This is a genomic window from Fusobacterium massiliense, from assembly GCF_900095705.1.
Lineage (GTDB): Bacteria > Fusobacteriota > Fusobacteriia > Fusobacteriales > Fusobacteriaceae > Fusobacterium > Fusobacterium massiliense.
In genome coordinates this window covers 45,245-67,682 of sequence record NZ_LT608324.1, presented here as the reverse complement: position 1 = coordinate 67,682, position 22,438 = coordinate 45,245, and the positions used below count along the sequence as shown (strand labels likewise).

General features: G+C 27.1%; 21 protein-coding genes. 17 read left to right on the top strand and 4 right to left on the bottom strand.

What is annotated here, in order from left to right; translation table 11 throughout:
- The first annotated feature begins 50 nt into the window (after nucleotides 1–50).
- From BQ2505_RS00330 to BQ2505_RS00255, 16 genes are all read left to right on the top strand, one after another.
- Nucleotides 51–599 carry a DUF116 domain-containing protein gene (locus tag BQ2505_RS00330; protein WP_074015849.1) on the top strand — a complete coding sequence of 183 codons (549 nt, stop codon included), beginning with the start codon at nucleotides 51–53 and terminating at the stop codon, nucleotides 597–599.
- Nucleotides 596–3,391 carry a tetratricopeptide repeat protein gene (locus BQ2505_RS00325; RefSeq protein WP_074015848.1) on the top strand — a complete coding sequence of 932 codons (2,796 nt, stop codon included), beginning with the start codon at nucleotides 596–598 and terminating at the stop codon, nucleotides 3,389–3,391. Before BQ2505_RS00330 ends, BQ2505_RS00325 begins: the two co-directional genes overlap by 4 nt.
- 155 nt (nucleotides 3,392–3,546) lie before the next feature.
- Nucleotides 3,547–3,882 carry a hypothetical protein gene (locus BQ2505_RS00320; RefSeq protein ID WP_074015847.1) on the top strand — a complete coding sequence of 112 codons (336 nt, stop codon included), beginning with the start codon at nucleotides 3,547–3,549 and terminating at the stop codon, nucleotides 3,880–3,882.
- 21 nt (nucleotides 3,883–3,903) lie between these two features.
- Nucleotides 3,904–4,515: a MotA/TolQ/ExbB proton channel family protein gene (locus BQ2505_RS00315; protein ID WP_074015846.1), complete on the top strand. Its 612-nt coding sequence runs from the start codon at nucleotides 3,904–3,906 to the stop codon at nucleotides 4,513–4,515.
- Nucleotides 4,516–4,522: 7 nt separating this feature from the next.
- Nucleotides 4,523–4,963, top strand: coding sequence for an ExbD/TolR family protein (locus tag BQ2505_RS00310; protein ID WP_074015845.1), 441 nt, complete (start codon nucleotides 4,523–4,525; stop codon nucleotides 4,961–4,963).
- Between the two features lie 5 nt (nucleotides 4,964–4,968).
- Complete coding sequence (locus BQ2505_RS00305) at nucleotides 4,969–5,838, top strand: energy transducer TonB (RefSeq protein WP_074015844.1); 870 nt, start codon at nucleotides 4,969–4,971, stop codon at nucleotides 5,836–5,838.
- Nucleotides 5,839–5,850: 12 nt separating this feature from the next.
- Nucleotides 5,851–7,245 carry a sigma-54-dependent transcriptional regulator gene (locus tag BQ2505_RS00300; protein WP_074015843.1) on the top strand — a complete coding sequence of 465 codons (1,395 nt, stop codon included), beginning with the start codon at nucleotides 5,851–5,853 and terminating at the stop codon, nucleotides 7,243–7,245.
- A gap of 3 nt (nucleotides 7,246–7,248) precedes the next feature.
- Entirely contained in the window at nucleotides 7,249–8,706 is a 1,458-nt protein-coding gene (gene dnaX, locus BQ2505_RS00295; RefSeq protein WP_074015842.1) for a DNA polymerase III subunit gamma/tau, read from the top strand.
- An 18-nt stretch (nucleotides 8,707–8,724) separates the two neighbouring features.
- A complete protein-coding gene (locus BQ2505_RS00290) occupies nucleotides 8,725–9,555 on the top strand; it encodes a hypothetical protein (RefSeq protein WP_074015841.1) in 831 nt (276 codons plus the stop codon).
- A 13-nt stretch (nucleotides 9,556–9,568) separates the two neighbouring features.
- Nucleotides 9,569–10,018 carry a 50S ribosomal protein L9 gene (rplI, locus tag BQ2505_RS00285; RefSeq protein ID WP_074015840.1) on the top strand — a complete coding sequence of 150 codons (450 nt, stop codon included), beginning with the start codon at nucleotides 9,569–9,571 and terminating at the stop codon, nucleotides 10,016–10,018.
- A 28-nt stretch (nucleotides 10,019–10,046) separates the two neighbouring features.
- Complete coding sequence (gene dnaB / locus BQ2505_RS00280) at nucleotides 10,047–11,390, top strand: replicative DNA helicase (protein ID WP_074015839.1); 1,344 nt, start codon at nucleotides 10,047–10,049, stop codon at nucleotides 11,388–11,390.
- A gap of 30 nt (nucleotides 11,391–11,420) precedes the next feature.
- Complete coding sequence (locus tag BQ2505_RS00275; protein WP_074015838.1) at nucleotides 11,421–12,644, top strand: peptidase U32 family protein; 1,224 nt, start codon at nucleotides 11,421–11,423, stop codon at nucleotides 12,642–12,644.
- 226 nt (nucleotides 12,645–12,870) lie between these two features.
- Entirely contained in the window at nucleotides 12,871–14,691 is a 1,821-nt protein-coding gene (gene htpG / locus BQ2505_RS00270) for a molecular chaperone HtpG (protein ID WP_074015837.1), read from the top strand.
- 160 nt (nucleotides 14,692–14,851) lie between these two features.
- Entirely contained in the window at nucleotides 14,852–15,739 is an 888-nt protein-coding gene (locus BQ2505_RS00265) for a fructose bisphosphate aldolase (RefSeq protein ID WP_074015836.1), read from the top strand.
- A gap of 247 nt (nucleotides 15,740–15,986) precedes the next feature.
- Entirely contained in the window at nucleotides 15,987–16,922 is a 936-nt protein-coding gene (locus tag BQ2505_RS00260) for a PTS sugar transporter subunit IIA (protein WP_074015835.1), read from the top strand.
- 22 nt (nucleotides 16,923–16,944) lie between these two features.
- Nucleotides 16,945–18,219, top strand: a complete 1,275-nt coding sequence (locus BQ2505_RS00255; RefSeq protein ID WP_074015834.1) for an ArsB/NhaD family transporter — start codon at nucleotides 16,945–16,947, stop codon at nucleotides 18,217–18,219.
- A 187-nt stretch (nucleotides 18,220–18,406) separates the two neighbouring features.
- On the opposite strand, the gene BQ2505_RS00250 is transcribed toward BQ2505_RS00255, so the two are convergent.
- From BQ2505_RS00250 to BQ2505_RS00235, 4 genes are all read right to left on the bottom strand, one after another.
- Entirely contained in the window at nucleotides 18,407–18,985 is a 579-nt protein-coding gene (locus BQ2505_RS00250; protein ID WP_074015833.1) for a cob(I)yrinic acid a,c-diamide adenosyltransferase, read from the bottom strand.
- A gap of 11 nt (nucleotides 18,986–18,996) precedes the next feature.
- Nucleotides 18,997–19,443 (bottom strand): single-stranded DNA-binding protein, encoded by a 447-nt coding sequence (locus BQ2505_RS00245; protein WP_074015832.1) that lies wholly within the window; start codon nucleotides 19,441–19,443, stop codon nucleotides 18,997–18,999.
- 165 nt (nucleotides 19,444–19,608) lie between these two features.
- Complete coding sequence (locus tag BQ2505_RS00240; protein ID WP_074015831.1) at nucleotides 19,609–19,827, bottom strand: hypothetical protein; 219 nt, start codon at nucleotides 19,825–19,827, stop codon at nucleotides 19,609–19,611.
- 81 nt (nucleotides 19,828–19,908) lie between these two features.
- Entirely contained in the window at nucleotides 19,909–21,528 is a 1,620-nt protein-coding gene (locus tag BQ2505_RS00235) for an ABC-F family ATP-binding cassette domain-containing protein (protein ID WP_074015830.1), read from the bottom strand.
- A 336-nt stretch (nucleotides 21,529–21,864) separates the two neighbouring features.
- Here BQ2505_RS00235 and yqeK point away from each other — a divergent pair, with 336 nt between their 5' ends.
- Nucleotides 21,865–22,437: a bis(5'-nucleosyl)-tetraphosphatase (symmetrical) YqeK gene (gene yqeK, locus BQ2505_RS00230; RefSeq protein ID WP_074015829.1), complete on the top strand. Its 573-nt coding sequence runs from the start codon at nucleotides 21,865–21,867 to the stop codon at nucleotides 22,435–22,437.
- Nucleotide 22,438: the final 1 nt, after the last annotated feature.

Below are 22,438 nucleotides of genomic sequence, written 5' to 3'. Positions count from 1 at the left end.
AAAATATTAAATATGTTATAATTTTTTTAAATACTTTTTTAGGAGGTATTATGAGAAAATTTTATGTAAATATAATAAAATATTTGATATATATAGCATTTATTAGTACCACTAAAATGAAAAAACAAAACTTAAATAATTATTTAAGTTTTAAATTTCTTGAGATTAATAATAATTATGTAATAAAAGAAATAAAAAAGAAAAGAAATGGTAAAATTTTGATACTTTTACCTCATTGTTTGCAGTTATATGATTGTGAATTTAAAGTTACAGCAAATATAGAAAATTGTAGATTGTGTGGAAAATGTGTAATAAAAAACTTTGTAGATATAAAAAAAATATATAGTAATATAGATATTAAAATTGCAACTGGTGGAACGCTGGCAAGAAAATATGTTAAAGAATTAAGGCCAGATCTCATTGTAGCAGTGGCATGTAAAAGAGATTTGATAAGTGGCATAAGAGATGCTGCTCCATTTTTAGTTTATGGAGTATTTAATAAAATTAAATCAGAACCTTGTATTAATACCACTGTATATATTGAGGATATCTATAGGATTTTAGGAGAATTAAAAATAGAAGAACAGGAGAAATTATGAAAAAGAAAATACTTTTGTTTATGTTAGCTTTGAGTTCAACTCTTGTAGCAGGAGAATTTGAAGAATTTAAATATATTGATAATCTTTATAAAGAACAAAATTTTAAAATGGCTTTGTCAGCTTCTGAAGAATTTCTAGAGAGGTATCCAGCTTCAAAATATAGTAAAGATATGAAAGATAAAGTTGCAAAATTATATTTTTTACAAAAAAATTATAAAAAGGCTGAAGAGACATTTAAAAGTCTTTATATAGTTGAAGAAAAAAAGAGTATAAAAGAAGAGTATGCGGCATATTTAGCAAGAACTTACGCATATTTAAATAATCCGGATTCAGCTTTATTTTATCTAAATGAGATATCAAGTAAAAAAACATATCAAAAAACATTATTTGCTTTGGGGCAAGATTTCTTAGCAAAAGAAAATAATGAAGCCGCAGAAAAGATATTTACAGAGATAATTGATAAGAAATTTGATAATTATGAAGAGGCAATTTTAAATTTAGGTATAGTTAAGTATAATTTAAAAGATTATGATAATGCTTTTGCAACATTAAATGAGTATAGTAGAAAAGAGCCAAAGAAAAATATACAAATGGTTGAGTTTTTAAAGGCTTCTGCATTATATAAAAATAATAAGACAGATGAAGCAATACAATATTTTGATATTCTTGCTAATCAAGAACAAGCTAGTGAATATTCAAAAAAATCTATTTTATACTTAATAGAAATATATAGTAATAAAAAAGACGAGGAAAAAGTATCTTATTATTTGGATAAAATAAAAGGGACAAAAGAGTATAATACTGCAATGATTATGATAGGAGATTTGTATGTTACAAAGGAAAATTATGACAGAGCTTTAAGGTATTATTCTCAAAGTGATGACCCAAATAACCCTAGATTGATTTATGGACAAGCCTATTCTTTATATAAAAAAGAAGAGTATCAACAGGCATTGAAAAAATTTGAATCTTTAAAAGATACTGATTACTATAATCAATCTATTTATCATATATTTGCAATAAATTATAAGTTGAAGAAATTTAATGAAATTATTGAAAATAGAGAGATAATTAGAAGAGTTGTAGTAAGTCAAACAGATACAGACAATATCATAAGAATAATAGCTAATTCGGCTTATCAAGTTGGAAATTATAAATTAGCAAAAGATTACTATGGAAGACTTTTTGCAGTATCTCCAGATAAAGAAAATTTATTTAGAGTTATTTTGCTTGATAGTCAAATTTTAGATATGGACGATTTATCAAATAGATTTGCACAATATAAGAGAGTTTACCCTGATGATACAGAGTATAAAAAAGATATATACCTTTACACAGGAGATGCTTATTATAAAACTGGAAATTATTCTCGAGCAGAAGAAATTTATAAGGAATATTTAGATGAATATACTAATGTTGAAATTATTTCTAGTTTAATGTCTACACTTTTAGAGCAAAAGAAGTATGAAGAAATGGATTCTTATTTATCAAGAGTTAATGATGATAATAGTTTGAATTATCTAAAAGGTGTAGCAGCATTAGGTTCTGGAAAGTATGATGAAGCAGAAAATCAATTTCAAAAGGTATTGGCAAGCAATGATGGTAGCTTAAATACAAAGGTTTATTTAAATAGAGTTAGAAATTTTTTCTTAGCTTCAAAATATAGTGAAGCTATATCGGCAGGAGAAACTTATTTATCTAAGATAAATCCGGAAAAAGAAAAAGCAATTTATAGTGAAATGTTGGATAAAATTGCCTTAAGTTACTTTAGATTGGGTAAATATAATGAAGCCAGAACATATTACTCTAAGATGTCAACATTAAATGGCTATGAAGTTTATGGAAAATATCAGATAGCTGATAGCTACTATAATGAAAAAAATTATGCTAGAGCAGGAGAATTATTTAAAGAAGTATATAGAAATTATGCAGAAACATTTTATGGAGAGCAAGCATACTATAGATACATAAATACTTTAAGTTTACAAGGAGAAACAGCTCTTTTTGAAAAAGAAAAAAATAATTTCTTAGCAACTTATCCTAATAGTTCTTTAAAAAATAGTTTAATTAATTTATCAGCTAATTTTTATACTGAAAATAATGATACAGAAAAAGCTATTGAAACTTTAAATACATTAAAATCTAGTACAGATGACAATAGCATAAAAGAAAATAATAACATAAAAATTATTAGTTTAAAATTAAAAAACAAAGAATATAAGGATATAGAAAAATATATAAATGAACTAGCAGATGAGGAAAGAGATTATTATCTAGCTCAATATTATGAAGCTAAAAAAGATTTTAAACTTGTAGGACAGTATGAAAAACTATTAAAATATCCTAAGTATAAAAATTATGCAAGTAAAAATTTAGGAGATTATTATTTTGAAAGAAAAGATTTGACAAAAGCTAAAAAATATTATACTCAGCATTCCCCACAAGAAGATTATATGATTTATAGAATAGCTCAAGCTGATGAAAGTTCAAATAATTTAAAAGCTGCTTTAAATGGATATAATAAGCTATATACAAAGAATGGAAGTTTTACAACTGATGCAACATTAAAAGCTGCAGAAATTTATGATAGACAAGATAACGTAGCTGAAGCAAAAAAATTATTCTTAAAACTTTATTCTGTAAAAAATAATAAAGATTTACATAACTACACACTAGAAAAATTAATTTATTATAGATTAGTTGAAAACAATATGAAAGAGGCAAATAAATACTATAAGGAGCTTCAAAAGTTAGATAAACAAAGAGCTTCTAAGTTTAAGGATTATTTTTAATCTATAGGAAAGTATAAAAATTAAATAGAAAATTAGTCTCTGACGTCCGTATTAGTTCGAAGAGCCTGTGTTCATTGAGCTCGTAAACTCATACGGCTGTCAAGAGACTTTATTTACCTATATGAAATTAGTTTTAATTGGATAGGGAGGAAAAAATGAAAAAATTATTTGTTTTTATTTTCTTAATATCAGGTATGTTAGTTTATTCAGAAGAAGAAACGTTTAATAATACAGAGAATACAATTAGTAAAGAAGTTGTTGCAGAAAATTCTCAACAATTAGATGTAAAAGAGATAGATACAGAAGAATTGATACTAAAAAATCAAAATTTAGAATCATCATCTGTTAATATCTCTGGAGAAAATTTAAAAGAAAATGGAGATAAAATAAAAATCAATCAAGAAAATACAGCAAATTTAGTGGAAGAATTATCCGAAGGAGTAGAAAAAAAATCTTTTTTCAAAAAACTTTGGGATAAATTATTTAATTAGTTTAAGAAAGGAAGATAGGAAATGCAAATACTTAATGCAGGTGGAGCACTGATGTATGTTATCCTTTTAATGGGGATAATTGGACTTTATGCAGTTTTAGAAAGATTTTCATATTTTATATTAAAAGAAAGAAGTAATTTTACAAAATTACCATCTGAAGTAAAAGAAATGATTAAAGAGGGTAAAATTAAAGAGGCAATAATTTATTTTAACTCGAATAAATCATCGACATCAAGTGTGTTGAAAGATATTTTAGTATATGGTTATAAAGAAAATAAAGAAAGTTTATCAGCTTTAGAAGAAAAAGGAAAGGAAAAAGCAATAGAACAGATAAAATTATTAGAAAGAAATATGTGGCTACTTTCAATGGCAGCTCATACATCTCCTTTACTTGGTTTATTAGGAACAGTAACAGGGATGATTACTGCTTTTAACTCAATATCAGTAAATGGAACAGGAGATGCAGCAGTTCTTGCAAAAGGGATTTCTGAAGCTTTATACACAACAGCAGGAGGGCTTATTGTAGCCATTCCTTGTATGATGTTTTATAACTATTTTAATAAAAGAATTGATTTGATAGTAAGTGATATAGAAAAAACTTCAACAGAGTTATTAAATTATTTCAGAGAGTAGGTAAAGTATGAAAATAGATAGAATAAAAAGAAGAAGTGGGGGAGACCTTATTCTTGAGATAACTCCACTTATAGATGTAGTGTTTCTTCTTTTAATATTTTTTATGTTGGCGACTACTTTTGATGATACAGCAGCCTTTAAAATAGACTTACCAAAGTCAACTGTTGCTAAAACTAAAAGTACTTTAAAAGAAGTTCAAATCCTTATAGATAAAGATAAAAATATATATGTGAAATATGATGATGGAGCAAAAAATAATCAAGAACAAGTTACTTTGGAAGAATTTTTAAATTTTGTTAGTGACAAATTAAATGCTTCAGATAATAAAGATGTAGTAATATCAGCAGATAAGAGTATAGATTATGGTTTTATTGTAGAAATAATGAGTTTACTTAAAGAAGCAGGAGCAAGTGCTATAAATATTGATACCACAATAAAAAATGGGTGATAAAAATGAAAAAAAATGATTTAATTTGTTTAGTTTTATCAATTGCTATAAATGTGGCTATAATATTTGCTCTTACTGTGTATAAAAAAGATGAAAGTTTAACCCAAGCAGATGAAATAAAAATAGGTTTAGTTGCTATGGAAACAGGTGCTTCAACTCAATTTAAAGCTGAAAAGAATGCAGATGCTAAAGAACAAAATTTAGATGCAACCAGCATAGAAAAAAAAGGTGAACAAGCTGAAACTGAAAAAGAAATTGATGAAAAAGAAGTTACTAATGAAAAGAAAACAGAAAAACAACCTAAGGAAGAAAAGCAAATTTCTAAAGAAGAAAAGACTATAGAAATTGAGAAAAAAGAAGAGAAAAAGAAAGAAGAAAAAAAAGAAATTGAAAAAACAACAAAAGAAGAAAAGGTGGAAAAAAAGAAACCATCACTTGCCGATTTAAAAAAGCAAATTTCTCAATCAAAACCTAAAATTGCTGGAAATCCTAATGGTGGATACAGTCCATCTTCAGAAACAGAAGAAGTAGTGGATAGAGTATTAAAAAATGTAAATTATAGTAATGGATTAGTATCTGGAAGTAAGATGGGAACATCTGAAAAGGGCTATTTAGTGAACTGGAGTGACAGAAATAGAAAGCCAGAGTTTCCACAAAGTGCAAGACAGTCGGGAAAACATGGGAAAATAAGAGTACAATTAAAGGTTGATAAAATGGGGAATGTTTTATCTTATTCGATAGTTAATGGTAGTGGTGTTCCTGAGATAGATGCAGCAGTTGAAAGGGTTATGGGTTCTTGGAGAGTAGAGCTGCTAAAAGGTGGAAAAGCAGTAAATGGGACTTTTTATTTAGATTATAATTTTGATTTTAAATAGGAAGGAGGAAAAATGATATTATTAGGTCTTCGTCTAGAAAATGATCTAAAAATGGAGTTTGAAGATAACTTTGAAAATGAATTAGTATTTGTCGATAATGTTATAAACTTTATGGAGGCAATAAAATCAAAGAAATTTGATGCAATTTTGATTGATGAAAAAAATTCTAAGGAAGATGCACTTATAAATTTAATTACAAAAATATTAGAAATTCAAAAAAGAGTTGTCATTATTATACTTGGGGAAACATCTAATCTAGGAGTTATAGCTGGAAGTATTAAAGCTGGTGCTTATGATTATATTTTAAAACCAGAAAAAAAAGAAGAAATAGTAAAAATTGTTGAAAAATCTGTAAAAGATAATAAAATACTTGCAGAAAAAGTTGATAAATCTATAGGAATGGGAGATAAATTAATAGGTCGTAGTAAAGCAATGGTAAACTTATATAAAGTTATAGGTAAGGTAGCAAGTAGTTCTGTTCCTGTATTAGTCAGTGGAGAAAGAGGAACTGGTAAAACTAGTGTTGCTAAAGCTATACACCAATTTAGCTTTGTAAATAAAAAACCACTTATAAGTATAAATTGTAATTCTTATAGATCAACATTACTTGAAAGAAAACTATTTGGTTATGAGAAAGGATCTTTTGAAGGTGCAGTATATAGTCAATATGGAGAATTGGAAAAAGCTGAAGGAGGAATATTACATTTAGCAAATGTAGAATCTCTTAGCTTAGAAATGCAATCAAATATACTATTTTTACTAGAAGAGAATAAATTTTTTAGATTAGGGGCAGGAGAACCTATTAATGCTTTTGTGAGGATAATTGCATCGACAAGTGCCAACTTAGAAGAATTAATAAGCAAAGGTTTATTTATAGATGAACTTTATAGAAAATTAAAGGTTTTAGAAATAGACATTCCTACTTTAAGGGAAAGAAAAGAAGATATTCCTTTTATTGTAGACCATTATATAGCCGAATGTAATAAAGAGATGAACAAGAATATAAAAGGAATTAGTAAAGTTGCCTTAAAAAAACTAATGAGATATGATTGGCCGGGTAATGTAAATGAACTTAAAAATGCTATAAAATATGCAGTTGCAATGGCAAGAGGTGGAAGTATTTTACTAGAAGATTTACCACCAAATGTTATGGGTGAAAAACTTTTAAGTTTGACTGAAGAAGCAAGAAATATTTCACTTGAAACTCTTATTAAAAATGAACTGGGGCAGTTAAGATTGGATAATAAAAATTCGGATTACTATTATGAAGTTATATCAAGAGTTGAAAAAGAACTAATAAAACAAGTGTTGGAAATAACAAATGGTAAAAAAATTGAAACGGCTGAGTTATTGGGAATAACAAGAAATACTTTAAGAACTAAGATGAATAATTATGATTTGGAGTAGAAAATGCATATAACACTTTATAGGAAATATAGACCTGCTAATTTTTCTGAAATTTCTGGAGAAAATGAAATAGTGAAGACTTTAAAATTATCTTTAAAAAATAATTCTATGGCTCATGCTTATCTCTTTTCAGGACCTCGTGGTGTTGGGAAAACAACAACAGCTAGATTAATAGCAAAAGGAGTTAATTGTTTAAATCTTCATGATGATGGAGAGCCTTGCAATGAATGTAAAAATTGTCAAGCAATAAATGAAGGAAGATTTGCAGACTTGATAGAAATAGACGCTGCTTCAAATAGGAGTATCGAAGAAATAAGAAACTTAAAAGAAAAAATTAATTATCAACCTGTTGAAGGATTAAAAAAAGTCTATATAATAGACGAAGCACATATGCTAACAAAAGAAGCATTCAATGCACTTTTAAAGACTTTAGAAGAGCCCCCTGCTCATGTTTTATTTATATTGGCAACTACTGAATTAGATAAAATATTACCTACAATTATATCAAGATGTCAAAGATATGATTTTAAAACTTTAAGTTTGGAAGAAATGAAAAACAGACTTGAATATATTTTAAAAGAAGAAGGTTTTAGTGCTGAAGAAGAAGTCTTTCCAATAATCTATGAAAATGCAACTGGAAGTATGAGAGATTCAATTTCTATTTTGGAAAGACTTATAGTTGCAACAAACGGAGAAAAAATAGATTTAAAAACTACAGAAGAAACTTTAGGCATAACTCCTAGTTCAAGAATAAAAAACTTTTTAGAAAAAGTTTTAGTTGGAAAAGAATGTGATATAATAGATGAATTAGAAAAATTATCATCTGAATCTTTTGATTTAGAATTGTTTTTTAAAGATTTTGCTAAATATTGTAAAAATAGTATTGTAAAAAATATGCTTGATATAGATAAGGGGCTAAAAATAATATCTATAATTTATGATGTTTTAGGAAAATTTAAGTTTGAAGAAGATAAAAAACTTGTAGGATATGTTATAATAGCAGATATTTTAGAAAAATTAAAACCTAAAAAAGAAGAAGTTAAGGTTAAATACATTTCGGAGCCTGACTCTAAATATCAAATACATGAAGAGGCTAAAACAAAGAAAAGTAATGTAAAAATAAGTCTATCAGATGTAAAAGCTAATTGGAAAGATTTTCTTGAAAGTGCTGTTTCTCATGCAATATACTATAAAGTATATTTAATGGGAGCTAGTCCATATAAGATAGAAGATAATATTCTAACAATAATTTATGAAGATTCGAAGTGGGCTTTTATAAAAGAAACTATGGAAACAAATGAATATAAAGAGGATTTCACAGTAATAATAAGAGAATTTTTTGAAGAACCAAATTTAAATATAGAATTTGAATTGGCTAAAGATTCTAGAAAAAAAGATAAAAGAAACAGTGAAGAAGAATTTCTTAGAAATGTAGAAAATTATCTTACAGGAAGAAATTAATTGTAATTAAGGAGGAAAATGGCTATTTTAAAATTTATTTCATCAGTAGCAACGATAGTTATATATTTTTTCATATCCCTTTTAGTGCCAGTATTTAGCTATTTAGTTCCGTATTATAGAATAACAAAAGTAAGAATATATGGTAGAAAATATGCAAGTTTAGTAAATGCTTTAGTCTTAATAGTTCTAGGTTTGATAAATATAAGATTAATGATACTATATATTATTATTCCATTTTTAACAGAAATTTTGTTAAGAATTGTTGCAAAGCTACAATTAAAAGGAATAGGACCTTATGATAGGATAGTTATAATGTCATTGATTTCTTCTGGAGCAGTGCTAGCTTACTTGTATATAGATAGAAATTTTTTATTTACAAGTTTGCAATCAGCAGTACATATGTTAGAAAAAATGGATAGTAATTTTGTATCAGAAGTAAAAGTGATTATGTCTATGGATTTATTAAAAGCTACAATAATCCCAAGCATATTTAGTTATATATTCTTAGCAAATATTTTTTTATTTTTTTCATTAGGAGCTAATACATATAAGCATTGGACTTTATCTTGCTATTGGTTATTGCCTTTTATGGCTATAGTTTTTGGACAACAATTTTTAAATATTGAAAGTACAATAATATCAGCAAATATATTAGATATAACAAGATTTATATTTGTGTGGTATGGAATAAAATGTATATACGGTTTTTTAGATGGTTTAAATGTAAAATCAAATATATTAAAGCATATAATTAGTATAGGAATAGGAGTATTTTATCCTATGATTGCATTTGTATTTGGAGCTTTAATGAGTTTTGATGTAATAGAAAGTAGAGATATAAAAATATAACGGAGGTAAAAAAATGGCAAAAATACAAGTAATACTTTTAGAAGATGTAGCAGGACAAGGAAGAAAAGGAGAAATAGTAAGTGTATCTGATGGATATGCTCATAATTTTTTATTAAAAAATAAAAAGGCTGTGTTAGCAACTGCTGAAGAATTACAAAAAATTGAAAATAGAAAGAAAAAAGAAGCTAAAAAACACGAAGAAGAAAGACAAAAAGCTATAGAAGTAAAAAAAATACTAGAAGGAAAAGTTTTAACTATATCAGTAAAATCTGGAGAAAATGGAAAATTGTTTGGAGCTATAACTAGCAAAGAAATAGCTAGCCAAATAAAAGAAGAATTGAATTTGGATATAGATAAAAAGAAAATAGAAGCAAATATAAAATCATTGGGAACAGATGAAGTTAGTATAAAATTATTTGCAGATGTTAAAGCTATATTAAAAGTAAATATAGTTTCTAAGTAAAATAACTAAAAAATTTTAGGAGGATATCTTGGAAGAAAGTATTTTACAAAAAATTCCTCATAGTTTAGAAGCTGAAAAAGCTTTGATAGGGGGGATATTTTATGATAATGAAATTTTTGATGAGATACAAGATTTAGTAAGAGCAGATGATTTTTATAACTCAGAAAACAGTGCTATTTTTGAGCTTATGAATAAATTACATTCTGAGAGTAGAGGAATAGATCCTGTCTTAGTTGCTGATGAAATCAAAAGAAGTAATTTTAAAAATAAGGAAGAAATTCAAGAAGTTTTGAGTGAAATATTAGAAGATATTACAAGCTCATATAATTTATTGGAATATGCAGAGCTAATAAAAGAAAAAGCTATGCTTAGAAAATTAGGTAATATTGGAGCTAAGATAACAGAGATAGCTTATAGAGAAGAAGGAACAGCAGATTCCATAGTAGATAAAGCTGAAGAAATGGTTTTAAATTTATCTAATAAAATATTAAAAAGCGAGATAATAAATATAGGTTCCTTGTCTGTTGATGAATTGACAAGACTTGATGAGATGAGAAAAAATAGAGATAAAATTTTAGGAATCCCAACAGGTTTTGTTGATTTAGATAGAATGACAGGGGGACTAAATAATTCGGATTTAATAATTCTAGCAGCTAGACCTGCAATGGGAAAGACAGCTTTTGCTTTAAACTTAGCTTTAAATGCAGCAAATATTTCTAATAAAAATGTATTAATATTTAGTTTAGAAATGCCAGCTCAACAACTATATCAAAGATTACTTGCTATGGAAAGTGAAATTGGTCAAGGAAAGATAAAAATGGGTAATCTTACAGAAGATGAATGGGCAAGAATGGCTTTTTCTATGGGAAATTTATCTTCAAAAAATATATTTGTTGCAGATTTGCCAAATACAAATGTATTGGAGATAAGATCTTATGCTAGAAAAATGAAAAGTAATGATAAATTAGATTTAATAGTAATAGATTACTTACAATTAATAAATGGAACGAGAGTGTCTAGGGGAGAATTTAATAGACAACAAGAAGTTTCAGATATATCGAGAGCTTTAAAAGGGTTGGCAAGAGAGTTAAATGTACCAATAATAGCTTTATCACAACTCTCAAGAAGCGTTGAGCAAAGAATGGATAAAAGGCCAATGCTTTCAGATTTAAGAGAATCGGGAGCAATAGAACAAGATGCTGATATAGTTGCTTTCTTGTATAGAGAGGATTACTATATACCGGAAACTGAGAATAAAGGAATAAGTGAACTTATAATTGGAAAACATAGAAATGGTGCTGTTGGAACAATTAAGTTACTTTTCTTAAATGAAATTACTAAATTTAAAAGTTATACAGATAAAATAAAATAATAAAAAGATAATTTAGAAGGGATTGATATTTTGAAAAAGGTTGAATTACTAGCACCTGCTGGAAATATGGAAAAATTTAAAATGGCTTTACACTATGGAGCAGATGCTGTTTTTATGGGTGGAAAGATGTTTAACTTAAGAGCAGGGAGCAACAATTTTTCAGATGAAGAATTAGAGGAAGCTGTACAGTATGCACATGAAAGAGGGAAAAAAGTATATGTAACTTTAAATATAATACCTCATAATGATGAACTTGAAGCTTTACCTGATTATGTAAAATTTTTAGAAAAAGTTGGAGTAGATGGAGTAATAGTTGCTGACTTAGGAGTTTTTCAGGTTGTTAAGGAAAATTCTAACTTAAATATAAGTATAAGTACACAAGCAAGTAATACTAACTGGCGTTCTGTAAAAATGTGGAAAGATATGGGAGCCAAGAGAGTAGTGTTAGCAAGGGAAATTTCACTTGAAAATATAAAAGAAATAAGAGAAAAAGTTCCAGATATAGAACTAGAAGTTTTTGTTCATGGAGCTATGTGTATGGCTATTTCTGGAAGATGTCTACTAAGTAACTATATGACTGGTAGAGATGCAAACAGAGGAGACTGTGCTCAAGCATGTAGATGGAAATATTCATTAGTTGAAGAAACTAGACCTGGGGAAACTATGCCTGTTTATGAAGATGAACATGGAACATATATTTTTAACTCAAAAGATTTATGTACTATTGAAATGATAGATAAAATCTTAGATGCAGGAGTGGATTCACTTAAAATTGAAGGTAGAATGAAAGGAATTTATTATGTGTCTAATTGTGTAAAAGTATATAAAGATGCATTAAATTCTTATTATAGTGGGAATTATGAGTATAATCCTGAATGGAAAACTGAGCTTGAGTCTATTTCAAATAGGTCATATACAGAAGGTTTCTATCATGGAAAAGCAGGTAAAGAATCTTTAAACTATAATAATAGAAATTCTTATAGCCAAACTCATAAATTAGTTGCAAAAATTGAGAAAAAGTTAAGTGATAACGAATATCTAGTTGCAATTAGAAATAAATTATTTGTTGGACAAGAAGTTCAAATTGTTAGTCCTGAAATAAAGGTTAGAGATTTTGTGATGCCTGAAATGATTTTACTGGATAAAATGGGTAGAGAAACTGAAAGTGTAGAATCGGCAAATCCAAATTCTTTTGTAAAAATAAAAACAGATGTGCCTATGAATGAACTTGATATGTTAAGAATAATTTTGTAAGAAAATTAGCTGTTGCAAATTTGTAACAGCTTTTTTATTTATTATCACTATCTCATTATTACATAAAAAATTAACTATTAATTGAAATTTTTTCCAGAAACACCATTTAGTAATACAACCAAAATAATTCTCTCGTTTGACAAAATAAAAAAAATGTGATATATAATATATAAAATTATTAGCCATATATAGTATAGAGTGCTAAAAATAAATGGGAGGAAATTTTATGAAAAAAGAAGCAAAGGTTTTTAAAGCAGAAACAAAAGAATTATTAAATCTAATGATACATTCTATTTATACAAATAAAGAAATATTTTTAAGAGAATTAATTTCTAATGCTAACGATGCAATAGATAAATTAAAATTTAAGGCATTAACAGATACTAATATTTTAAATGGAGATGATAGATATAAAATAGAAATTTCTATTGATAAAGAAAATAGAATTTTAACTATATCTGATAACGGTATAGGAATGACTTATGATGAAGTTGATGAAAATATTGGAACTATTGCAAAGTCTGGGTCAAAATTATTTAAGGAACAGCTTGAAGAAGCAAAAAAAGGTGAAGTTGATATTATAGGTCAATTTGGAGTAGGATTTTATTCAGGATTTATAGTAGCTGATGAAATAACTATAGAAACAAAATCTCCTTATTCAGAAACAGGAGTAAAGTGGGTATCTTCTGGAGATGGAGATTATGAAATTGAAGAAATTTCTATAGAAAATAGAGGTACAAAAATTAGTCTTCATATAAAAGAAGATGATACATGTAATGAATTTTTAGAAGATTGGAAAATAAAAGAACTTGTAAAAAAATATTCTAATTACATAAGATACGAAATTTATTTTGGAGATGAAGTTATTAATTCAACAAAACCTATTTGGAAAAAAGATAAAAAAGAATTAAAAGATGAGGATTATAATGAATTTTATAAAGCTACATTCCATGATTGGAACGACCCTTTATTACATTTTAATCTAAAAGTTCAAGGAAATATAGAGTATAATGCTTTACTATATATTCCTAAAAAATTACCTTATGATTACTACACTAAATCTTTTAAAAGAGGTTTACAACTATATACAAAAAATGTTTTTATAATGGATAAATGTGAAGACTTAATTCCGGAATACTTTAGCTTTATAAATGGTCTTGTAGATTGTGATAGTTTATCACTTAATATTTCAAGAGAAATATTACAACAAAATAGTGAATTACAAACTATATCTAAAAATTTAGAAAAGAAAATTATTTCTGAACTGGAAAAAGTCTTAAAAAATGATAGAGAAAAATATATTGAACTTTGGAAAGAGTTTGGAAGAAGTATTAAAGCTGGAGTTCAAGATATGTTTGGTATGAACAAGGAAAAGCTACAAGATTTATTAATATTTATGTCTTCAAATGAGGATAAATATGTAACTTTAAAAGAATATGTAGATAGAATGGGAGAAAACAAAGAAATTCTTTATGTTCCTACAGAAAATATAGATACAGTAAAATCACTTCCAAAAATGGAAAAATTAAAGGAACAAGGTAGAGAAGTTTTAATTTTAACTGATAAAATAGATGAATTTACTTTAACAGCTATGATGGATTATAGTGGAAAACAATTCAAATCTATAAATAGTTCAGATTTTAAACTAAGTGATGATGTAGAAAAAGAAGAAAAAGTAAAAAAGATAGCTGATGAAAATAAAAAGGTTATTGAAAATATTAAAGAAATTTTGAAAGATAAAGTTTCTGAAGTTGAATTAAGCAATAATATAGGAAGTGGAGCTTCAGCTTTACTTGCTAAAGGTCCTATAAGTTTGGAAATGGAAAAAGTACTTGCTGACATGCCAGGTGGAGAAATGAATAAGGCAACAAAAGTTTTAGCTTTAAACCCAGAACATACACTTTTTGATAAATTAACTTCATCTGTTGGAACAGAAGATTTTGATAAATTAGTAAATGTTTTATACAATCAAGCTTTAATTTTAGAAGGATTTAATATTGAAAACCCAAGTGAATTTATTAAAAATTTAAATAGTTTAATAAAATAAAGTTTTTTTGATAATATACTTATCTTTTTAGAGTATAAAGTATCCATTTAAAAAAAAATTAAAAATAGTGATTTAAAAAAAACAAAAAATATGGTAAAGTATACTAGGTAATTTGAAAAAACTTTCAGGTTGATATTTTTTTAATATAAGGAGTGAGATAATGAACGAAAAATTAGAAAAAATGAGAAATGGAAAAGGTTTTATAGCTGCATTAGACCAAAGTGGTGGAAGTACTCCAAAAGCATTGAAACTATATGGTGTAAATGAAGATCAATATTCAAATGAAGCTGAAATGTTTGATTTAATCCATAAAATGAGAACTAGAATAATCAAAAGTCCTGCTTTCAATGAAAATAGAATATTAGGAGCTATTTTATTCGAACAAACTATGGACAGTAAAATTGATGGGAAGTATACAGCTGACTTTTTATGGGAAGAAAAAAGAGTATTACCTTTCTTAAAAATAGATAAAGGACTTAATGATTTAGATGAAGATGGAGTTCAAACAATGAAACCAAATCCAGGTCTTGCTGATTTATTAAAGAAAGCTAATGAAAGACATATATTTGGTACAAAAATGAGATCTGTTATTAAAAAAGCTTCTCCTGCAGGAATAGCAAGAGTTGTTGCTCAACAATTTGAAGTTGGAGCTCAAATAGTAGCTGCTGGACTTGTACCTATTATAGAACCAGAAGTAGATATAAACAATGTTGATAAAGTTCAATGTGAAGAAATATTAAGAGATGAAATTAGAAAACATCTTAATGCTTTACCAGAAACATCAAATGTAATGTTAAAATTGACTTTACCAACAATAGAAAACTTCTATGAAGAATTTACAAAACACCCAAGAGTAGTAAGAGTTGTTGCTTTATCTGGAGGATATTCAAGAGAAAAAGCAAATGATATCTTATCTAAAAATACAGGAGTTATTGCAAGTTTCTCAAGAGCTTTAACTGAAGGTTTATCTGCACAACAAACTGATGCGGAATTTGATAAAACTATAGGAGAAACAATAGAAGGAATTTACGAAGCATCTATAAAATAATAGAATAATTAAAAAATAAATTAGAGAGCTATTAATAATTGATGATTTTATCATTAACTATTAATAGCTTTTTATTTACAAGGGAAGTATAAATTTAAATAATGAAAATTAGTCTCTGACATCTGTATTAGTTTGAAGAGACTATGTTCATTGAGTTTATAAAATATGAATCGAGGAACTTTATTTGTTTGCAATAGACATTTTTTAGATGTATAATACTATATTATTAGAAATCGAGGAGGAACATATGAAATTTTCAAGTTATCTAAATCCGGATTATATATTTCCAAGTTTGGAAGTAAATTCTAAAGAGGAAATAATTAGAAAAATAGTTGAAAAAGTTGCAGAGGATAATAAGACGGTATCTAAACAAAAAGATGAAATTATTAAAAATATTTTGAAAAGAGAAGAAGAAATATCTACTTGTATAGGAAGTGGAATATTTTTACCTCATACTAGAATGAAAGATTTCTCAGATTTTATAATAGCTGTTGCTACTGTAAAAAATGATTTAGAAGCAGAAGTTGGTGGAACTAATGAGAAAGATAATATTAAAATAGTGTTTCTAATAATTTCAGATGTTTTGAAAAATAAAAACTTATTAAAAACTATGAGTGCTATTTCAAAAATAGCTTTAAAACGTCCAGAAATAATAGAAAAATTAAAAGGAACATCTCATCCAAAGCAAATAATAGAATTATTAACATCTAATGATATAGAAATAGAGCATAAAATAACTGCAGAAGATGTTTTAAGCCCAGATCTTACAACTGCAAAAGAAGATGATACTTTGGAAGAAGTAGTAAAAAGATTAATACTAGAAAAAAGATCAGCTTTACCAGTTTTATCTGATAATGGTGAACTTTTAGGAGAAATTACAGAAAGAGAATTAATAGGTTTTGGTCTTCCAGAACATTTATCACTTATGAGTGATTTAAATTTTTTAACTGTTGGAGAACCTTTTGAAGAATATTTGATTAACGAGGATACGGCAACAATCAAGGATATTTATAGAAAAGATGTCAAATATTTAGTTATTGATAAAGAGACTCCTATAATGGAGATTTGTTTTAAGATGGTGTACAAAGGTATTCACAGACTTTATGTTGTAAATCCTAAAACAAATAAATACATAGGAACAATAAATAGGTTTGATATTTTGAAGAAAGTTTTACATATTTAGTAGTAATAATGAAGGAGAAAAAATGTTAATTATAGGAATAATTATATTTGTAGCAGTTTTTTATTGTATAATCACAGAAAAAGTTCCTAGTTCTTGGGCAACAATGGCTGGTGGATTACTTATGACTTTAATAGGAATTACCACACAAGAGCAAGTTCTTGAGACTATATATGAAAGATTAGAAGTTCTATTCCTTTTAGTAGGAATGATGATGATAGTTTTACTTGTTTCAGAAACTGGATTGTTTCAATGGTTTGCAATAAAAGTTGCTCAACTTGTTAGAGGAGAGCCATTCAAGTTGATAGTACTTTTATCTGTTGTAACTGCTTTATGTTCGGCATTTTTAGATAATGTTACAACAATATTACTTATGGCACCAGTATCAATATTGTTAGCAAAGCAGTTAAAATTAGATCCATTCCCATTTGTAATAACAGAAGTTATGTCAGCAAATATTGGAGGTTTAGCTACTTTAATAGGAGATCCGACTCAACTTATTATTGGAGCTGAAGGAAAATTAACTTTCAATGAATTTTTGTTTAATACAGCACCAGTAGCTGCACTTTCAATGATATCTCTATTAGCAACAGTATATTTTATGTATGCAAAAGATATGAAAGTATCTAATGAATTAAAAGCTAAGATTATGGAATTGGACTCAAGTAGATCATTGAAAGATATAAAACTTTTAAAACAATCAATGATAATATTTTCATTAGTAATAATTGGTTTTATATTAAATAATTTTGTTGATAAAGGACTTGCAATGATATCTTTATCCGGAGCTGTTTTATTAGCTCTAGTTGCTAAAAAGAAGCCAAAAGAAATGTTTGAAGGAGTAGAATGGGAAACTCTATTCTTTTTCATAGGTTTATTTATGATGATAAAAGGAATTGAAAATCTTGATATAATTAAATATATTGGAGATAAAATGATAAGTTTAACAGAAGGAAAATTTGCAGGAGCTGTGTTCTCAACAATGTGGATGTCTGCTATATTTACATCAATTATTGGGAATGTTGCTAATGCTGCAACTTTCTCGAAAATTTTACATATTATGATTCCATCTTTTGATTCTCTTGGAACAACAAAAGCATTTTGGTGGGCATTGTCATTTGGTTCGTGTTTAGGAGGAAATTTAAGTTTGTTAGGTTCTGCAACAAATGTTGTTGCCGTTGGAGCTGCAGATAAAGCAGGATGTAAGATAAATTTTGTTCAATTTTTTAAATTTGGTGGCTTAATAGCCATAGAAAATTTAATAATAGCAAGTGTTTATATTTATTTTAGATATTTATAATTTTAAAGCAGAATAATTTTTATAAAAAAAGTCTCTTGACAGCCGTATGAGTTCTACGAGCTTAATGAACACAGGCTCTTCGAACTAATGGACGTCAGAGACTAATTTTCTCTACTTATTTTTTATACTTTTCTATACAATAAACAAAAAGCCGTAAAAAATTTTACGGCTTAATTTTTTATAAGTTCTAAATATTTAAGTTAGATGATCTCCATTTTTTATTTTCCACTTCTTCAGAGTATCTTGCTAAAACAAACATTAAATCTGATAATCTGTTAACATATTTTTGAATAAGAGGATTTAAACCAGGTTCTTGAGCAGTAAGAGATACAATTCTTCTTTCAGCTCTTCTGACTACTGTTCTAGCAACATGAAAGTAAGCAGCTACTCCGTCATCACCAGGTAGTATAAAATGTGTTAGAGGAGGTAATTTTTGGTTATACTCATCTATATACTCTTCTAACAATTTGATATCATCTTCTTTGATTTGATCTTTCATCATTTCTTTACCTTTTTCATCACTGGCTAAGAAACCACCAAGAACAAGCATTTTATTTTGTATTCCTTTTAATCTATCTTTCATAACTTTATTTTTTGTATGAAATCTTGCAAGTCCTATAAAAGAAGATGCCTCATCGATGCAACCATAAGATTCAACTTTTAGACTATCTTTTCTAGCTGCACTACCACCAAGTAAGTCAGTTTCTCCTTTATCTCCTCTTTTAGTATAAACTTTTGTAATATTAACATATTTTTTTTCTTCCATTATTACCTCCACTAGAATGGGAACTCATCATCAACATCTGCTCCAGAATGTTCCTCAAAACTTGGTTCTTCAATATGATTATTTGTATTATTTTTATTGCCAGCAGGAGCTGAATAACTATTGTTTGAATAAGAACCTTCACTAGTTCCCTTGCTTTCTCCAAATTCAACATTATCAACTATGACATTATAGGTAGTAAGCTTTTTACCTTCACTTTCATATTGGCTCATTTGTAGAGAACCTTTTAATAATATTTTTCTACCTTTTCTAAAGTATTCACCAACAAATTCAGCCGTTTTACCAAAAGCAACACAATTTATAAAATCAGCCGTTTTATTTTCTCCAGAAGAGAAAGGTCTATCAACAGCTATTGAAAATCTAGAATAAGCATTTCCACTTTGTCCATATTTTAATTCAGGATCTCTTGTAAGTCTTCCATTCAATATAACTACGTTCATTTTAACCTCCTAGTATATAAGAAATTTCATTATTTTTTAATTTTAATATTAATTTAAGATAAGAGAAAGTTATTAACTTTAAATAATTAATATATTTCTATAAAATGAAAAAAGGCTATTGCAAATATTCAAAATTAAGAAAAAATGCAATAGCCTTAAAAAAGACTATAAATCACGTGGAACAAATACTGGAGCTCCAACTCCTTCTTTAGCTTCAACTATAATTCTAACAAATTGTAGATTAATTAGCACTTTTTCTTTTTCATCTGTTTCAATTAAAACAAAGTTATCACTCACATCTAAAATAGTAGCATCTTCAAATTTATGATTTACTGTTGAGATGTGACATTTTTTCCAACCTAATTTTGCAACCAATTCTTTCATAATAAAGCCTCCCTACAAAACTAAAATTAATATAATATATTTTACCATTTCTTTTAAGAAAAAAAAAGAAAAATTTAAAAATTAATTATACATTTCTTCCAATCTAGCTTGAATATTTTCATCTTCTAAATATTCATCATAAGTCATCATTTTATCAACGACACCTTTAGGAGTAATTTCAATTATTCTATTAGCAACTGTTTGAATAAATTCGTGGTCATGTGCTCCAAATAAAATTGTTCCATTAAATTTTATAAGAGCTTTGTTTAAAGATGTAATAGATTCCAAATCTAAGTGGTCACTAGGGTTATCAAATAACAATACATTTGCCCCAGAAAGCATTAATTTTGATAACATACATCTAACTTTTTCTCCTCCTGATAAAACTGAAACTTTTTTCAATGTTTCATCACCAGAGAATAACATTCTACCTAAGAAACCTCTTATAAATGCTTCGTGTTCATCTGGAGAATATGGTCTTAACCAATCAATTAAATTCAAATTAGAATTGTTAAAGTATTGGCTATTATCTCTTGGCATATATGCTTGACTTGTTGTAACTCCCCAAGTATATGAACCAGAATCAGGCTCTATTTCTCCAGATAAGATAGATAATAGAGTAGTTTTTACTAGGTCATTTTTAGCTAAGAAAACAACTTTATCCCCAGTTTCAATTGTAAATGATACATTATCTAGAACTTTAACTCCATCTATTGTTTTTGTTAGATTTTCAACTTTTAACATATTGTTTCCAGCTTCTCTATCTGATTTAAATTCAACAAACGGATATTTTCTGTTAGACATTTGCATATCTTCAAGTTGTAATTTTTCTAATTGTTTCTTTCTTGAAGTAGCTTGTTTAGACTTAGAGGCGTTAGCACTAAATCTAGCAATAAATTCTTGTAATTCTTGTCTTTTTTGTTCCAATTTTTTGTTTTTATTGTTGATTAGAGTTTTCATAAGCTCATTTGATTCATACCAGAAATCATAGTTTCCAACGTACATTTTTATTTTTCCATAATCAATATCTGTAATATGAGTACAAACTTTATTTAAAAAGTGTCTATCGTGTGATACAACAATAACTGTTGAATTTTCAAGACCCATAATAAAGTTTTCTAGCCAAGCTATTGCTTTAACATCAAGACCGTTTGTAGGTTCGTCTAAAAGTAGTACATCTGGCTCTCCGAAAAGTGCTTGTGCAAGTAAAACTTTTACTTTTTCAGGCTCTGTTAATTCTTTCATTAATTTGTGATGTAATTCTGCTCCAATTTTTAATCCCATAAGTAAAGTTTCAGCTTCAGTTTCGGCTTCCCAACCATTTAGTTCAGCAAACTCTCCTTCAAGTTCAGAAGCTCTCATACCATCTTCATCAGTAAAATCTTCTTTTGCATAAATAGCATTTTTTTCTACCATTATATCCCATAATTTTTTATTTCCCATTAAAACAACATTCAAAACTTCTTCTTCTTCGTATTGGAAGTGGTCTTGTTTTAAAACAGACATTCTTTTTGTTTTTTCAAAAATAACTTCTCCCTCAGTTGCTTCTAATTCTCCAGAAAGTATTTTAACAAATGTTGACTTTCCAGCTCCGTTAGCTCCTATAACTCCATAGCAGTTTCCAGGAGTAAATTTTAAATTTACATCTTCAAATAATTTTCTACCTGAAAATCTCATTCCAAGATTAGCAGTTGCTATCATTAATATCAAACCTCCATATTTTTTGTTTCTTACACATTATAACATATAATCCAATATTTCTATTCTATTTTTTTGATTTATTAGAAAATTAGGTAAATTACAATAGTAAGTTTTCCATTATTAATAAAAATTATAAATAAATAAAGTCTTTTGACAGTTGTATGAGTTCTACGAGCTCAATAAACACAGGCTCTTTAAACAAATATGGACGTCAGAGACTAATTTTACTATTTAATTTTATACTTTTTAAATAAGCATAAAATATAAAACCTAATTTTTTATTTTATAAAGAATGTGATATAATTAAATGTTAAGAATAAAATGTTGAGGTATGTTATGAAATACGATTTTAAAAGTTTAGAAAAAGTTGTAAAAGAAAAAGTTAGTCTAAAAAGATTTAAACATATAATGGGTGTTGTTGAAATGGCAACAAGACTTGCAAAATTAAATAATGCGGATATTGAAAAATGTCAAATAGGTTCTCTTTTACATGACATTGCAAAAGAAATGGATATAGATTGGATGAAAAAAGTTTGTAGAGAAAATTATATGAATGATTTGACAGAAGAAGATTTAGAAAATAATGAAATTTTACATGGTTTTGCTGGAGCTTATTGGGTAGAAAATAATTTGGGAATAAAAGATACAGATATATTAAATGCAATTAAATATCATACTATTGGTTGTGAAAAAATGAATTTAGTATCAAAAATTGTATATATTTCAGATGCAATAGAACTTGGAAGAAATTATCCAGATGTTGTTGAAATTAGAGAGGAAACTTATAGAAATTTAGATAAAGGAATACTTCTAGAAATAGAAAAAAACGAAAAATTTTTAAAAAGTATTGGTAAAAAACAACATATCAATACAGTAAAAATGAAAAATGAAATTTTAAAGGAGGCATGAT

Excerpts from the sequence above, each read along its gene's own strand:
- BQ2505_RS00300 (WP_074015843.1), top strand. The coding sequence starts at position 5,851 with ATGATATTATTAGGTCTTCGTCTAGAAAATGATCTAAAAATGGAGTTT.
- BQ2505_RS00235 (WP_074015830.1), bottom strand. The coding sequence starts at position 21,528 with ATGATAGCAACTGCTAATCTTGGAATGAGATTTTCAGGTAGAAAATTA.
- dnaX (WP_074015842.1), top strand. The coding sequence starts at position 7,249 with ATGCATATAACACTTTATAGGAAATATAGACCTGCTAATTTTTCTGAA.
- BQ2505_RS00290 (WP_074015841.1), top strand. The coding sequence starts at position 8,725 with ATGGCTATTTTAAAATTTATTTCATCAGTAGCAACGATAGTTATATAT.
- BQ2505_RS00265 (WP_074015836.1), top strand. The coding sequence starts at position 14,852 with ATGAACGAAAAATTAGAAAAAATGAGAAATGGAAAAGGTTTTATAGCT.
- htpG (WP_074015837.1), top strand. The coding sequence starts at position 12,871 with ATGAAAAAAGAAGCAAAGGTTTTTAAAGCAGAAACAAAAGAATTATTA.
- BQ2505_RS00260 (WP_074015835.1), top strand. The coding sequence starts at position 15,987 with ATGAAATTTTCAAGTTATCTAAATCCGGATTATATATTTCCAAGTTTG.
- BQ2505_RS00315 (WP_074015846.1), top strand. The coding sequence starts at position 3,904 with ATGCAAATACTTAATGCAGGTGGAGCACTGATGTATGTTATCCTTTTA.
- BQ2505_RS00325 (WP_074015848.1), top strand. The coding sequence starts at position 596 with ATGAAAAAGAAAATACTTTTGTTTATGTTAGCTTTGAGTTCAACTCTT.
- BQ2505_RS00305 (WP_074015844.1), top strand. The coding sequence starts at position 4,969 with ATGAAAAAAAATGATTTAATTTGTTTAGTTTTATCAATTGCTATAAAT.
- BQ2505_RS00310 (WP_074015845.1), top strand. The coding sequence starts at position 4,523 with ATGAAAATAGATAGAATAAAAAGAAGAAGTGGGGGAGACCTTATTCTT.
- BQ2505_RS00330 (WP_074015849.1), top strand. The coding sequence starts at position 51 with ATGAGAAAATTTTATGTAAATATAATAAAATATTTGATATATATAGCA.
- BQ2505_RS00255 (WP_074015834.1), top strand. The coding sequence starts at position 16,945 with ATGTTAATTATAGGAATAATTATATTTGTAGCAGTTTTTTATTGTATA.
- BQ2505_RS00245 (WP_074015832.1), bottom strand. The coding sequence starts at position 19,443 with ATGAACGTAGTTATATTGAATGGAAGACTTACAAGAGATCCTGAATTA.
- BQ2505_RS00240 (WP_074015831.1), bottom strand. The coding sequence starts at position 19,827 with ATGAAAGAATTGGTTGCAAAATTAGGTTGGAAAAAATGTCACATCTCA.
- BQ2505_RS00320 (WP_074015847.1), top strand. The coding sequence starts at position 3,547 with ATGAAAAAATTATTTGTTTTTATTTTCTTAATATCAGGTATGTTAGTT.
- rplI (WP_074015840.1), top strand. The coding sequence starts at position 9,569 with ATGGCAAAAATACAAGTAATACTTTTAGAAGATGTAGCAGGACAAGGA.
- BQ2505_RS00250 (WP_074015833.1), bottom strand. The coding sequence starts at position 18,985 with ATGGAAGAAAAAAAATATGTTAATATTACAAAAGTTTATACTAAAAGA.
- yqeK (WP_074015829.1), top strand. The coding sequence starts at position 21,865 with ATGAAATACGATTTTAAAAGTTTAGAAAAAGTTGTAAAAGAAAAAGTT.